Here is a 14,169-nt window from a genome sequence, read left to right as displayed (position 1 = left end):
CCCTCCCCCCTTTTAAACTCCCCGACATTCCGGTACTTCCGGATATATTCACGGATTCTCCGGGCCGAAAAAGGCAGTGGGCCGTGCAGCTCGAATCGAAAATGCCCCCCGTCGTCCTCATCTCCGATGATGAACCGCTCATCGTGTCGGCCCTCGCCCGGGAGGCGAAGCGGTCCGGCTTGACGTGCATCTCGGACACGACGTCAGAGCGCGTCCTGGAGCTGGCCCGCCTCCACCGCCCCGCCGTCATCATCCTGGACATCAACCAGCACCAGGACGGCAGGGACTTGCTCGCCCAGCTCAAGCAGGACCCGTCCACCCGCGACTGCAAGGTCATCATCCTCAGCGGCGTCGAGGACCAGTTCACCCGCCACGTCTGCTTCGAACTCGGCGCGGACGACTACGAGGTGAAGCCCTTCGACCCCACCTTCATGACCCGCGTCGCCCGGCTCGCCAGCACCGTCGCTCGCACCCGCGCCTGAAGCCCGCCTACGAGCGCAGTGAACGAATGGCCGCCGCCCGGTCCTTCGCCCCGAAGACGTAGCTGCCCGCCACCAGCACCGTCGCCCCCGCCGCGACGACGCGCTTCGCCGTGTCGGCGTTGATGCCCCCGTCCACCTCGATGTCCGTGTCCAAGCCACGCGCGTCGAACATCGCTCGCAGCCGGCGCACCTTGTCCACCGTCGCCTCGATGAAGCCCTGCCCGCCAAAACCCGGGTTCACGCTCATCAGCAACACCATGTCCACGTCCCCCAGCACCTCTTCAATCGCCGACAGCGGCGTGCTCGGGTTCAACACCACCGACGCCTTCGCCCCCGCCTGACGAATCTGTTGCAGGGTGCGGTGCAGATGAGGGCTCGCCTCCACGTGCACCGTCAGCACGTCCGCCCCCGCCTTCACGAAGGCCTCCACGTACTTCTCCGGCTCCACAATCATCAAATGTACGTCCAGCGGCTTCGTGGCCGCTCGCTTGATGGCCTCCACCACCACCGGCCCAATCGTGATGTTCGGCACGAACCGGCCATCCATCACATCGACGTGAATCAGGTCCGCTCCCGCGGCTTCGATGTCGCGGACCTCCTCGGCCAGGCGACCAAAGTCAGAGGACAGGAGCGAGGGGGCAATGCGCACAGGGCGACGGCTCATGGGGGCGCTACATACCCGCTTCCCACTCCCTCCGGCACGGGCTGAATTCCCGGACGTCCACTCGAAAGCAGGAAACCGAGCAGGTCGGGCCTGAAGGCAGTCACCTGGCTGGGCATGTTACAACCTCGACGTCCTGCACGGCCGCAGGCCACGTCGCCCGGAGCCGCTCGGTGCTCTCACGCTCTCCCGCCGTTCCGCAGCCACTCCCCGACCTCAATCGACGACTGGCGAAGCTCACGTCCATCCTGGACGTCGCCAAGGCCATGAGCGCCGAGAGGGATTTGGACCTGCTGCTCCCGCTCATCCTCTTCGAGGCCACCAAGGTGGTGGAGGCGGACCGCTGCTCGCTCTTCATCCTGGACCGCGAGCGCAATGAGCTGTGGAGCAAGGTGGCCCAGGGCTCGAAGAGCGAAATCCGGCTCCCCGTGGGCAGCGGCATCGCCGGACAGGTGGCCCACACCGGCGCCATCATCAACATCCCAGACGCCTACGCCGACACCCGCTTCAACCGCTCGTTCGACGTCTCCAGCGGCTACCAGACGAAGACCATCCTCTGCGTCCCCATGCGCGACGCCAACGGAGAAGTCACCGGCGTCATCCAGGCCCTCAACAGGCTCGATGGCCAGGGCTTCAACTCCGAGGACGAGGAGCTGCTGCTCGCCCTGGGCGCCCAGGCCGCCGGCGCGATTGAGAACGCCCTGCTCCACGAGGAGATCAACCGCCTCTTCGAGGGCTTCGTCTCCGCCTCCGTCGTCGCCATCGAAGCGCGCGACCCCACGACGGCCGGTCATTCGGGCCGCGTCGCCGACCTCACCGTGACCCTGGCCCAGGCCCTGGAGCACCTGTCCACCGGCCCCTATGCCCGGACGCACTTCTCCTCCACGGAGATTCAGGAGATTCGCTACGCCTCGCTGCTCCACGACTTCGGCAAGGTGGGCGTGCGGGAGAACGTGCTCGTCAAGGCGGAGAAGCTCTACCCGCATGAGCTCGAGGGGCTTCGCGCCCGCTTCCAGCTCGCGTGCAAGGACCTCCAGCTCCAGAGCTACCGCCGCCGCTTCGAGGCCGTGAAGCACCGCGGCGACAAGCACCTGGCGGAAATCGAGGCCGAGGAGACCGAGCGACTCGGCACCGAGCTGAAGCACCTGCACGAGGTGTTCGACTTCGTCCTCACCTGCAACCGTCCCACGGTGCTCGCCCAGGGCGGCTTCGAGCGCCTGAACGAGCTGGGACACCTCCAGTTCGAGGACGCCGACGGCAAGACCCAGCCGCTGCTGCTGCCTCGCGAAATCCAATCGCTCTCCATCACCCGAGGCACCCTCTCCTCCGAGGAGCGCCGCGAAATCGAGAGCCACGTCGAGCACACCTACCGCTTCCTCACCCAGATTCCGTGGACGCGCGCCCTGCGCCGCGTGCCCGAAATCGCCTACGCGCACCACGAGAAGCTCGACGGCACCGGCTACCCGCGCGCCATCCCCGAGCGCACCATCCCCGTCCAGTCGCGGATGATGTCCATCTCCGACATCTACGACGCGCTCACCGCCAGCGACCGGCCCTACAAGAAGGCCGTGCCCCATACCCTCGCGCTCGACATCCTCAAGCGCGAGGCCGACAACGGGCAGTTGGACAAGGAGCTGTTCCACATCTTCGTGGACGCGGAGATTCCCCGCCGCGCGCTGCCCAACGCGCCGAAGTAGCGGCCCAATGATGCACGAAGGGGAAGCCCTAACCACGGGCCTCCCCTCACGGTGCTTCGATGAGACTCAGGCCCAAGCCTTCGATTCGACGTCGACTCAGCCTTCGATGGTGTGCAGCCGCAGGCTGTTGATCTTCCCGGGCTGTCCCACCGGCGCGCCGTACACGATGACGATGCGGTCGCCCTTGCGACCCAGGCCCCGCGCCACCAGCTCTTCACCCACGCGGCGCACCATCGCCTCGGTGTCCTGGATGGGCTCCAGCACTCGCGGCACCACGCCCCACAGGAGCGCCAGCCGACGACGGACTTCCTGGTTCGGACTGAAGGCCACAATCGGCACCGACGGCCGGTAGTGCGACAACAACCGCGCCGTCACGCCAGACAGCGTGAACGCGGCAATCAGCGACGCGCCACTCGCCTTCGCCGCCTCGCACGCCACGCGCGCAATCACATCCGGGAAGTGCGTGGGCAACCCCAGCGGCGCGTCGATGTTGCGCAACACCGGCTGCACCCGCTGCGAGGACTCCGCCGCCAGGATGATGCGCTCCATCATCTGCACGGACTCGATGGGGAACTTGCCGCTCGCCGTCTCGCCCGAGAGCATCACCGCGTCCGCGCCATCGAACACGGCGTTGGCCACGTCGCTCGCCTCGGCGCGCGTGGGCCGCGGGTTGTCGATCATCGAGTTCAACATCTGCGTCGCCACGATGACCGGCAGGCCGCGCAGGTTCGAACGCCGGATGATGTCCTTCTGGACGGCCGGGACTTCCTCGGGCGGAATCTCCACGCCCAAATCGCCTCGCGCCACCATCACCCCGTCCGTCTTGTCCAGGATGGCGTCCAGCCGGGCAATCGCCTCCGGCTTCTCCAGCTTCGCGATGATGGGCACCGTCCGGCCCACCTCCGCCATCGCCTGCCGAGCCGCGTCCAGGTCCGACGGCTGCCGCACGAAGGACAGCGCGATGAAGTCCACGCCCGCCTTGATGCCGAAGACCAGGTCCTCGCGGTCCTTCGGCGTCAGCGCATCCGCGCGCACCGCGACTCCGGGCAGGTTGATGCCCTTGTTGTTCTTCAGCGCGCCGCCGTGGATGACTTCCGTCTTGATGAGCTTCTGCTTGTCCGTGTGCAGGACCTTCAGCTCCAGCAAGCCGTCGTCCAACAGGATGCGGTCGCCCGGATTCACGTCCGCCGCCAGGAACGGGTACGTGGTGGACACGATTTCGTCCGTGCCCGGCACCGTCTCGTCCGTGGTGATGTGGAAGATGCCGCCTTCCTTCAGGTCCGTGCTGCCCTTGGTGAAGCGGCCCGTGCGAATCTTCGGGCCCTGCAAGTCACCGAGGATTCCCACCGCCTTGCGCACCTTCAGCGAGGCCGCGCGCAGCTTGGCGATGTTCTCCGCGTGCTGCTCATGGCTGCCGTGCGAGAAGTTCAATCTCGCGACGTCCATGCCGTTCTCCAGCAGCGCCTCCAACATCTCCTGGCTCTGACTCGCGGGCCCGAGGGTGCAGACAATCTTCGCTCGTCGCATATGGCTCGGGAGGATGGGTGCCCCTCACGAACGCGTCAAGCACGCACCACGCGTCGCTTCGCTCGGTAAAACGGTAAATGAGCCAGCGAGCAACGGAGCCATCAACCGCGCAACAACACGCCCAGATTCTCCCGCTCCCAGCGCAGCGCCGCCGCGTAGTGAGGGTACGTGCGCTCGCGCTCCCGGAAGGCGCGCGGGTGGTGGACCCGACGCCCGCCTCGCCCCGTGCTCGGGAAGAGCTGATGCAGCATCTCGTGGTAGACGATGAACTCCACGAAGAAGGCCGGCACCTCGGGCCTGTCCAGCGCGGGATGGATGCGAATCTCCCGCGTCTGATGGTCGTACACGCCCAGGCGGATGGACTTGCGCCGACGCCTCGGAGGCATCCGTCCCCAGCCGATGCGCGCCTGGATGACGTTCTCGAAAAAAGTGGCGTTGACGTTGTTGTAAAGCGCCGTCAGGTCGAAACAGCGCCCCAACGGGTTCAGGTCCGCGTCGGATTCACGACGCACCTGGCGGATTCGCGGCTGCTGTCCCCGGATGTACTCGTCCAGGAGCACGCCCGCCGTCCGGTGTCCCCGGCCCGCGTAGTCCGCCACCGCGCGGACGATGGACTCCGGCGCGTCCAGGAACATGTGGTGCAGCCGCAGCTGGAGCGCGTTGCCCCCTCGACGGAAGGACACCATGGTGGAGCGGTTGTCCGTCACCGCCAGCTTCACCGGCATCCCCAGCTCCGCGCTCAGCCTCCAGGCCAGGGACTCCGCGCGGGTCCACATCTCCTCACGAGGAGAGGGAACCGTGAGCATGCGCGGTGCTTCTTCCGGAGCCCGATGCCGGGGCGGAGGCGGCCGGAGCTGCGGAACGGGCTCGAGCCGCGGAACAACCTCCGCGACCTCCTTTTCCAGGGCACGAGGCTCCGCGACCGCCGCCGTGGCCCGACTGGCCGCGGAGAGGCCGCGTGGAAACAGGGACATCTGACGGAAAAACTCGGAGGTCACTCGGCGCGCATCGTACCCGGCAACCTCCCGGACTCAAGGCCGCCGGCCTTTGCCCGCCTGCTCTCCGTCAGCCCGTCAACCGCGCCCCACCCCTCCGCGCTGAGGTTCACACTCCGGGGGGAAGTTTCGTCACGGAGCGGGCAACTCGGTGTGACGGGACTTGAGCAGTCGCTCCAGCCGCTCCGCTTCCATGCGCACCACGAAGGTCTTCTCGCGCGTGTACGTCACCTGCCCCGGAGCCCCACCCTTCACCTTCCGCACGAACTTCGCCTGCACGTAGCTCACCTCGCCCCGCGGCTCGCCCTTCGCCCCCGAGTGGTGCAGCGCCAGGTGCGCCGCGTCCAGGAGCACCTCCTGCGTGGGCTCCTGCCCCTTCTCCAGGGGAAGCACCACGTGACTGCCCGGCACACCGCGCGCGTGGAACCACAGGTACCAGGGCCGGGCCACCTTGAAGGTGAGCGTGTCGTTGTCCTCCGAACCCCGCCCCACCCAGATGCGCGAGCCCGCGTGGCCCACGTACTCCTTGAAGGGCTTGCCCTCCGGGGTGGCCTCCCCGCCCACGGGCACGTGCAGCACCTGCGCCTGCGCGAGCAGCATCGCCTCGTCCATCCGCTCCACCTGCTCCAGCGACAACTGGGCGTGAGCCACTTCCCGCGCCAGCTCCGCCTCGCGGTGGCGCGCCTGCTCCACGCCTCGCAGCAGCCGGCGGTACTGGTGGAAGTTCCAGTCCGCCTCCTCCTTGGGCGTGCGCTTCGGGTCCAGCTTCACCTGGACCTCCTCCGCGCCGGCCTCGGTGTACTCGGTGAGCGTGACCTCGGTGGCGCCCCGCTTGAGGCGGAAGAGGTTCTGCGCGAGCAGCTCCCCCATCCGACGGTGCTTCTCCGCGTCCGGCCCGCGCCCCGCCTCCGCCCTCACCTTCTCCAGGGTGCGCGAGGAGCGCTTGAGGCGAGCGCGGTACGGCTGCGCCAGTCGGCGGCGGATGGACTCCGCGCGGCTCGCCTGGTCCTTGGCCCCGAGCAGCAGCTCCGCCGCGTGGGAGTAGGGAAGCGCGTCCCCCTCGGCGGGCACCAGCCGCGAGGGTGCGAGGCGCGCCTTGGCCAGCGCGTCCGGAGGCAGCGACTCCGGAGGCGTCCACGCCGCGCCCGCGTAGAGATTGCGCCGGGGACCGAAGCCCTCGCCGGACAACATCAGCACCCGCCCCTGCTCACTCAAGAGGAGCAGTCCGCCCGGAGAGCCCAGCTCCATCACCAGACGACGGCGCACCTCCTCGCGCTCGAAGTCCAGCTCCACCACCCGCTCCGCGTCGCGAAAACGCGCCGCCAGGAGCTTCGCGCCAGTCAGCTCGTGCCGCAGCCACCGCTGGAAGGGCGCGGGTTCGCCCGGTGTGGGGAAGCGCGTCTCGGCGACGGCCACCCGGGACAGCTCTCCCTCGGCGCACAGACATAGAAGGATGGAGCGCCCGGGGACTCGCAGCTCCAGGTAGGCCAGCCTCGGCAGCGGGCACCAGGCCTTCTGGGCCACCGCTCCCGTCAGCTTCGCCCCCACCTCCGCCACCACCTGCTCCAGCTCCGAGGGACGCAGTGACATGGGCAACCTCCTGTCCGGACAAAAGAAAAACGGCCCGGCGGATTTCGCCGAGCCGTTCACCGGACGTCAAACACCGTCCGCGAATGACGCTTTACTGCTCAGGACTCCGGGGTCGCCGGGGCCGCCGCCGTCTTGGCCTTGCTCGCGCGCTTGCGGGCAGGGGCCTTCTTGGTGGCCTTACGAGCAGTCGTCTTCTTCGCCGCCGCCTTCTTCGCGGTCTTGCCAGCCGTCTTGCGGGTGGTCGTCTTCTTCGCGGCGGTCTTCTTCTTCGCGGCGGTCTTCTTCTTAGCGGCCATCAGAACCCTCCATGTAATTGGCCCCAGTGAACCGAGGGCCTGCACTCTTCTTTTGATGGAGTGAGTGCTTGAAGTGAATGGTACGGGCGACACACCAGTGTGTCAACGCATGGTGATGTATTGCATCGCGCGGCGAGGCCGATTTTTCGGCATCGGGCGGTGCCGGAGGTCGCGAAAGGCGCTTCGAGGACACTTCCGAAGCGACGCGCGAAAACGCGCGCGAGGCCGAATTCTAGGCTCCGGATGCGACGGAGCCGTTCGCGGCGCGCGCCTCGCGAGCGCACTGTCGGCTGCCGCGCACTGGCCTTCGCGGCACTCCGAACTTTTCGCGATGGAGGGTCGCGTCTACGGTGCGCGGCCACGATGAGGACCTCCGAGATGACCTTCCCCGCGGACTTCACCTTCGGCGTCGCGACCTCCGCGTACCAGGTGGAGGGCGGCATCGAGAACGACTGGGCCGAGTGGGAGCGCGCGGGAAAGTTGAAGGAGCCCCACGCCCGTTGCGGGCGAGCGGTGGACCACTGGCGCCGCTACGAGGAGGACTACGCGCTGGCCCGCGCCGTGGGCGCCACCGCCTTCCGAATCTCCCTCGAGTGGGCGCGAATCGAGCCGGAGCGCGGGAGGTTCGACGAGGCCGCGCTGGAGGCGTACCGGGAGCGGCTCCTGAAGATGAAGGCCCAGGGCCTGCGGCCGGTGGTGACGCTCCACCACTTCACCCATCCGACATGGTTCCACCGGGAGACGCCGTGGCACTCGCCCGAGAGCGTGGAGGTCTTCCGCCGCTATTCCCGCCGGTGCGCCGCGTTGCTGGAGGGCCTGGACGCGCTCGTCATCTCCTTCAACGAGCCGATGGTGCTGCTCCTGGGCGGCTACCTGCAGGGCGCCATCCCCCCGGGCATCGCCGACGGGGCGCTCACCATGAGGGCGCTGGAGAACATGGTCCGCTCCCACGCCGCGGCGAGGCGGGAGCTGCTGGAGCGCCTGGGCCGGGTGGAGCTGGGCATCTCCCAGAACATGCTCGCCTTCGCGCCGGACCGCTGGTGGAACCCGCTGGACCGCGCCCTCGTGCGGCTGGCCTCGCCCGCCTACAACCACGCCTTCCACGAGGCGCTCTCCACCGGGAAGCTCCGGGTGAACATGCCCGGGGTGGCCACCACCCGCGCCGACATCCCCGAGGCCCGGGACTCGGTGGAGTTCATCGGGGTGAACTACTACAGCCGCGCGCACCTGCGCTTCGTGCCGCGCCCGCCCTTCATCGAGTTCAAGTACCGCGACACCCGGGGCCGGGGCCTCACGGACATCGGCTGGGAGGACTGGCCCGAGGGCTTCCTCCAGACGCTGCGCGACGTGAAGCGCTACGGCAAGCCGGTGTGGATTACGGAGAACGGCATCGATGACCGCGCGGGCGCCCGCCGCCCCCACTACCTGCACTCCCACCTCTCCCAGGTGCTGGCCGCCCGGGCCCAGGGCGTGGACGTGCGCGGCTACCTCTATTGGAGCCTGCTCGACAACTTCGAGTGGCTGGAGGGTTGGGGGCCGCGCTTCGGCCTCTACCACGTCGACTTCGACACGCTGGAGCGGCGCCCCACCCCCGCCTGCGACTACTTCCGCGCGGTCGCCACCGGCCGCGTGCTCGTGCCGCCCGGTGCGTCCCTGTAGGAACTTCCGCGCCCCTCGGGTGAGAACCCGTGGGGCCTGGGACTCGTCAACCGAGCGCCGCGCGGTAGTCGACGTCCTGCTCCTCGGATGAGTCCCCGGAGCGGTCCGAGTCGGCGGCGGAGAAGAAGGCGCGCACGGCGTCCGCCACCGCCTCCGGTGCATCCAGGGTGTTGGCGCGCGCACGGAAGGCGGCGGCGCCCGCGAGGCCATGGGCGTACCAGCCCAGGTGTCGGCGGAAGGAGCGCACGGCGCCGAGCGGGTCCCCCACGAAGGCCAGGTGCGCGTGGAAGTGCTCCAGCACCAGGGCGCACCGCTCCTCGGGCGAAGGCGCGTCCCCGCCCGCGAGCTCGCGAAATATCCACGGGTTGCCCAGGGCCGCGCGGCCAATCATCACGTAGTCGCAGCCGGTCGTCTCCAGCATGCGCCGCGCGTCCTCGGGCGTGCGCACATCCCCGTTGCCGAACAGGGGCAGCTCCGGGAAGTGGCGCTTCAAGTCGGTGATGACGCTCCAGTCCGCCTGGCCCGAGTAGCCCTGCTCCCGGGTGCGAGGGTGGATGGCCAGCCCCGCGCAGCCGGCCTCCTGGAGCGCGGCGGCCATCTGGAGGTAGTTGCGCGTCTTGGCGTCCCAGCCCGAGCGAATCTTGCAGGTGACGGGCAGGCCCGAGGCCTCGCGCATCGCCCGGACGATGGCGGCGGCGCGCTCCGGGTCGCTCAAGAGCGCGCTGCCCGCCCCGTTCTTCGTCACCTTCTTCACCGGGCAGCCCATGTTGATGTCCAGCATCTGGGCGCCATGGGACTTGCCGACCGCGGCCGCGAGGCCCATGGCCTCCGGGTCGCCTCCATAGAGCTGGAGCGAGTAGGGCTTCTCCACCTCCGCGTCGAAGCGCAGGTACATGAGGGTGCGCTGGTTGGCCCGCATCAACCCCTGGGAGCTGACGAGCTCGGTGGGGCACAGGGCGGCGCCCATGCGGAAGGCGAGCACCCGGAAGGGCATCTCGGACACCCCGGCCATGGGGGCGAGGACAAAAGGATTCGGAAGGGAATAAGGGCCGAGTCGCAGCATGGGGCTTCTGGGAACCTACCGAAATGAAGAGGAAGCGGTTGCGGGATGTGCGCTACGGACTGCGCATCCGCGCCTCAACGGTTAAGGTCCGTGCCCATGTTCCGCTTTCGCCTCGGGAGCATTCCCGTCGACGTCCACCCCAGCCACCTGCTGGTCTCCGCCGTGCTCGCCTACAGCTCGGTCCGCGCCTCGCAGGATGGCTGGCCCTTCCGCCAGGTGTCCGAGGCGCCCGCCCTGGGCCAGGCCAGTGCCATGGTGGTGTTCGTCCTGTCGTGGATGCTCATTGTCTTCGTGTCCGTGCTGGTCCACGAGCTGGGCCACGCCCTGGCCAGCCGCCTCTTCGGCTACCACCCGAGCATCGCGCTCGTCTGGCTGGGCGGGCACACCCTGCCCACCGACATGCCCGGCCCGCTTCCATGGAAGAGGGATTTGGTCATCACCGTGGCGGGGCCCCTCTTCGGGCTGCTGCTCGGCGTGGTGAGCCTGGTGGGCTACCTGGTCTTCAACGGGCACTCCCCCGCGCTGGACTTCTTCCTGCGCACCTTCGCCGGCGCCAACTTCATCTGGGCCATCTTCAACCTGCTGCCCGTGCTGCCGCTGGACGGCGGGCGGCTGGTCTCCACGCTGGCCACCCGGGTGCTCGGCCCCCGGCGGGGACTGCTCGCGTCCCAGGGCCTGGCGCTGCTGGTGTGCGTGGCCGTGGTCGTCTACAGCCTGAACATCGGGTGGCTCTTCCCCGCCATCTTCTTCGCCATGTACGGCGTCCAGGCGTTCCGCACCGTGGCGGAGGCCCTGAGCTCCGGCGGCAACGCCCCGCGCGTCGGTGCCGCGGGCTCGCTGGACAGCCCCGTGGCGGGGAAGCTTCGCGAGGCGAAAATCGCGCTGGATGCGGGCCGCCTGGATGACGCACGCCGGCTGGGCGCCGCGGTGCTGGAGGGCGGCGACGGCCTCACCCCCGAGCTGGCCAGCCACGCCCACCACCTGCTCGGCTGGGTGGCGCTGAAGGAAGGCCAGGGCCGGCAGGCGCTGGACCACTTCTCCCAGGTGCAGGGGCTCCAGGTGGAGCCGCATGCGGTGGCCGCGTCCTTCTCCCTCGTCGGTGACGACGCGCGCGCGCTGGATTGGTGGAAGCAGGCCTGGCAGACGTCCTCGGACCGCACGGTGATGCACGAGTACGCCGGGACGTTGATCCGCCTGGGCCGGACGCCGGAGGCCCTGAAGCTGCCCGGCGTGGAAGCCGCCGCGGCGTTCAGCTGCGCGGAGCGGGTGCTCTTCATCCGAGGCGTCTATTCGGAGGCCGCCGCGATGGGCGAGGCCGCGCTGGAGCACGCCCCGAGCGCCAGCATCGCCTACGACGCCGCATGCGCTTATGCCAAGGCGCGCAACGTGCCCGACGCGGTGCGCCTGCTGCGCCGGGCCAGCGAGCTGGGATTCAAGGACGGGGCCTATGCCGCCTCGGACGCGGACCTGGCGCCCCTGCACGGCCACCCCGCTTTCGAGGAGTGGTTGACGGAGCTGCGGCAATCCGCCGCCTCCTGACAGAGCGATGACAGGAGGGGGTGTTGATGCGGGACGAGGCTGCGCACCTTCGGGCGCGCTCCTGCTCCAGCTCAAGAGGCTCCCTTGCAGACTTCCTCTCCTGCTCCCGCCCTGCCCTCGGACAACGAGCGCCTGAACTGGCTGTCGTCCATCCCCTTCTTCGCCGTCCACATCATGTGCCTCTTCGCCTTCTCTGTCGGGGCGAAGCCAGTGGACGTGGCGGTCTGTGTGGGGCTGTACATCCTGCGCATGTGGGGAATCACGGTGGGCTTCCACCGCTACTTCTCCCACCGGGCCTTCAAGACGGGGCGCGTCTTCCAGTTCATCCTCGCGCTGGTGGGCACCCTGTCGACGCAGAAGGGCGTGCTGTGGTGGGCGGCCAACCATCGCCACCACCACCGGACGTCGGACCAGGCGGACGACATCCACTCGCCGGTGCAGAAGGGCTTCTGGTTCAGCCACGTGGGCTGGATTCTGTGTGACAAGTACGGGCCCACGCGCATGGAGGGCATCAAGGACTTCGCGCGCTTCCCGGAGCTGGTGTGGCTCAACCGCTTCCACCTGGTGCCGCCCGTCCTGCTGGCGGTGGCGCTCTACTTCATCGGCGGCTTCTCCATGCTGGTGTGGGGCTTCTTCGTCAGCACCACCCTCTTGTGGCACGGGACGTTCACCATCAACTCCCTGAGCCACATCTTCGGCAAGCGCCGCTACAAGACGACGGACACCAGCCGCAACAACTGGCTGCTGGCGCTCATCACCCTCGGCGAGGGCTGGCACAACAACCACCACTACCACCAGAACACCGCCAACCAGGGCTGGTTCTGGTGGGAGGTGGACCTGAGCTTCTACTCGTTGAAGGTCCTCTCCTGGTTCAAGGTCGTGGAGGGCCTGCGGCTGCCCTCCGACTCGGTCAGGTACGCGTACCGGAAGTACTCGGCGGAGGACCGCGCGGCGCTGGCCACGCCCACCCGCTTCTTCGGCGCGGGAGGCGCGCGCGCGCAATTGGTCGCCGCCAGGACGGCCGCCGAGGGCAAGGTTCGCGAGGCGCTGGCCGCCGCGGCGGATCACCTTCCCTCCTCCGCACCCACACCGCAGCCCATGCTCAAGCAGTGACGATGGCGGGGCCGAGGCACACCCACCCTGGGTCTCATGCAACCGGCTAGAGTGCCGCGCGCGTGTCACCGCCTCCGTCGATGAAACCAGCCTCCGCGCCCGTGCGTACCGGAGACGATTCGGTGCGCGCTTCCGTCGCACCCGAGTCAGACGAGGTGCTGATGGCGCGGTTTTGTGAAGGGCAGGCTCCGGCGTTCGACGCGCTCTTCCAGCGTCACTCCCGACAGGTGCGCGGATACCTCACCCGCCTGACGGGCAGCGCGTCCACCGCCGAGGACCTGGTGCAGCTCACCTTCATGTCCCTGGTCCGCTCGCGAGGGCGCTTCCAGGCGGGCTCCCGCTTCAAGCCGTGGCTGTATGCCATCGCCACCAATGCCGCGCGCGACTCCCAGCGCCGGGGCCGTCGCACCGAGGAGCTGACGGCCGAGGGGGAGCTGCCCACGGGCATCGCCGACGAGAGCCCCGCTCCCCGAGACGTGGGGCTGGAGCGCGCGGTGCGACAGGCGCTCGACATGCTCCCCGAGGGCCAGCGCATCCCCATCCTCCTGCACCGCTTCGAGGGCATGGGCTTCGCCGAAATCGCCGACACCCTGGGCCTCACCGAGAGCGCGGTGAAGGTCCGGGCCCATCGAGGCTATGAGCGACTGCGCGAGCTGCTCGCCCCCCTGCGCACGGAGACCTTGGAATGACCCCGGAGTGTTCACGGGTGATGGACTGTCTGGGCGACGCCCTGCCCCCGGAGCTGACGAAGCACGTGGCGTCCTGTGAGGACTGCCAGGTGGTGACGGGCGGCTTCGACCTCCTCGGCGGTCCGAGTCACGCCGCGGCGTCGACGCTCCCCACGGCCTTCGCGTCCACCGAGGATGACGAGCAGACGCTGCCCGGCCACGACACCGCGCGACGCTTCGCCCTGGAGACCCTGGCGAAGCAGCCGATGGCGCGTCCCTGGTGGTACGGGCTGGTGCTGCTGGTGGGCGTCCACGCGGCGATGGTGGGCGTGGGGCTGACCCTGCTGAGCCGCCGAGGCGGATGGGTGGGCAACGCGTCCCCGCCGGGACTGGTGGTGGGCGTGGGAGTCGTCATCCTCGCGCTGCTCGGCGCGGGCGCCTTTGTCGCGCTGTCGCCCCGCCGTCGGGTGGTGCCCTGGGCGGGAGTCCTCGCCTTCGCGGGAGCCCTGGGCGTCACCGTGGTGCTCACCGGGTCCGGACAGCAGGGCCGGGCCTTGCTGGCCGGCGTCCTCGGCTGCGCGGGCACGGAGCTGGCGGTGACGGTGGTGCCGCTGGCCGTCACGCTGGTGCTGCTGAGCCGCTCCGCCTACCACCCCGCGCGAGCGCTGGCTGCCGGGCTGTCCGCCGGCTCGGTCAGCCTGCTTGTCCTCCACGTGCATTGCCCCGACGGGACGGCGGCCCACCTGCTCTGGGGCCATGTGCTGCCCTGGCTGGGGCTCGCGGGAATCGCCGTGCTGCTGCGCTCGCTGCTGCCCACGCGCAGCTACGCCCCCTGAAGACAGGCCACCCGCCGCCCTCCCGCTCGCCCCCTCGCGCCGT

General features: G+C 69.1%; 13 protein-coding genes. 7 read left to right on the top strand and 6 right to left on the bottom strand.

What is annotated here, in order from left to right; translation table 11 throughout:
• Positions 1-101 precede the first annotated feature (101 nt).
• Positions 102-482 carry a two-component system response regulator gene (locus HR086_RS22620; protein WP_141646077.1) on the top strand — a complete coding sequence of 127 codons (381 nt, stop codon included), beginning with the start codon at positions 102-104 and terminating at the stop codon, positions 480-482.
• Positions 483-489: 7 nt separating this feature from the next.
• Here the strand turns inward: HR086_RS22620 and rpe are convergent, their stop codons facing one another.
• Complete coding sequence (gene rpe / locus HR086_RS22615; RefSeq protein ID WP_141646078.1) at positions 490-1,146, bottom strand: ribulose-phosphate 3-epimerase; 657 nt, start codon at positions 1,144-1,146, stop codon at positions 490-492.
• A 170-nt stretch (positions 1,147-1,316) separates the two neighbouring features.
• On the opposite strand from rpe, the gene HR086_RS22610 reads away from it, so the two are divergent.
• A complete protein-coding gene (locus HR086_RS22610) occupies positions 1,317-2,840 on the top strand; it encodes a GAF and HD-GYP domain-containing protein (protein ID WP_373564343.1) in 1,524 nt (507 codons plus the stop codon).
• A 96-nt stretch (positions 2,841-2,936) separates the two neighbouring features.
• On the opposite strand, the gene pyk is transcribed toward HR086_RS22610, so the two are convergent.
• The 4 genes from pyk to HR086_RS22590 all read right to left on the bottom strand — a co-directional run bounded on the left by pyk (position 2,937) and on the right by HR086_RS22590 (position 7,248).
• Positions 2,937-4,367 (bottom strand): pyruvate kinase, encoded by a 1,431-nt coding sequence (pyk, locus tag HR086_RS22605; protein ID WP_141646079.1) that lies wholly within the window; start codon positions 4,365-4,367, stop codon positions 2,937-2,939.
• Positions 4,368-4,468: 101 nt separating this feature from the next.
• Positions 4,469-5,341 carry a hypothetical protein gene (locus HR086_RS22600; protein WP_141646080.1) on the bottom strand — a complete coding sequence of 291 codons (873 nt, stop codon included), beginning with the start codon at positions 5,339-5,341 and terminating at the stop codon, positions 4,469-4,471.
• 153 nt (positions 5,342-5,494) lie between these two features.
• Complete coding sequence (locus tag HR086_RS22595) at positions 5,495-6,952, bottom strand: NFACT RNA binding domain-containing protein (RefSeq protein ID WP_174466619.1); 1,458 nt, start codon at positions 6,950-6,952, stop codon at positions 5,495-5,497.
• 98 nt (positions 6,953-7,050) lie between these two features.
• On the bottom strand, positions 7,051-7,248 hold the full coding sequence (locus HR086_RS22590; protein WP_141646082.1) for an excinuclease ABC subunit A: 198 nt from the start codon (positions 7,246-7,248) through the stop codon (positions 7,051-7,053).
• Positions 7,249-7,611: 363 nt separating this feature from the next.
• Here HR086_RS22590 and HR086_RS22585 point away from each other — a divergent pair, with 363 nt between their 5' ends.
• Positions 7,612-8,907, top strand: a complete 1,296-nt coding sequence (locus HR086_RS22585; RefSeq protein ID WP_174466618.1) for a glycoside hydrolase family 1 protein — start codon at positions 7,612-7,614, stop codon at positions 8,905-8,907.
• A 46-nt stretch (positions 8,908-8,953) separates the two neighbouring features.
• Here HR086_RS22585 and dusB read toward each other — a convergent pair whose 3' ends face one another.
• Complete coding sequence (gene dusB / locus HR086_RS22580) at positions 8,954-9,970, bottom strand: tRNA dihydrouridine synthase DusB (RefSeq protein ID WP_174457967.1); 1,017 nt, start codon at positions 9,968-9,970, stop codon at positions 8,954-8,956.
• Positions 9,971-10,066: 96 nt separating this feature from the next.
• Here dusB and HR086_RS22575 point away from each other — a divergent pair, with 96 nt between their 5' ends.
• The 4 genes from HR086_RS22575 to HR086_RS22560 all read left to right on the top strand — a co-directional run bounded on the left by HR086_RS22575 (position 10,067) and on the right by HR086_RS22560 (position 14,126).
• Positions 10,067-11,509: a site-2 protease family protein gene (locus HR086_RS22575; RefSeq protein ID WP_174466617.1), complete on the top strand. Its 1,443-nt coding sequence runs from the start codon at positions 10,067-10,069 to the stop codon at positions 11,507-11,509.
• Positions 11,510-11,593: 84 nt separating this feature from the next.
• Complete coding sequence (locus HR086_RS22570) at positions 11,594-12,622, top strand: acyl-CoA desaturase (RefSeq protein WP_141646086.1); 1,029 nt, start codon at positions 11,594-11,596, stop codon at positions 12,620-12,622.
• 122 nt (positions 12,623-12,744) lie between these two features.
• Positions 12,745-13,311 carry an RNA polymerase sigma factor gene (locus tag HR086_RS22565; protein ID WP_373564342.1) on the top strand — a complete coding sequence of 189 codons (567 nt, stop codon included), beginning with the start codon at positions 12,745-12,747 and terminating at the stop codon, positions 13,309-13,311.
• The gene (locus tag HR086_RS22560) at positions 13,308-14,126 is read left to right on the top strand and encodes a DUF1109 domain-containing protein (RefSeq protein ID WP_174466615.1); all 819 of its coding nucleotides are present in this window, start codon (positions 13,308-13,310) and stop codon (positions 14,124-14,126) included. Before HR086_RS22565 ends, HR086_RS22560 begins: the two co-directional genes overlap by 4 nt.
• Positions 14,127-14,169: the final 43 nt, after the last annotated feature.

The organism is Myxococcus sp. CA039A, assembly GCF_013336645.1.
GTDB lineage: Bacteria > Myxococcota > Myxococcia > Myxococcales > Myxococcaceae > Myxococcus > Myxococcus llanfairpwllgwyngyllgogerychwyrndrobwllllantysiliogogogochensis.
Note: the sequence above shows the minus strand (reverse complement) of the source record. Positions and strands in the feature narration are given on the sequence as shown.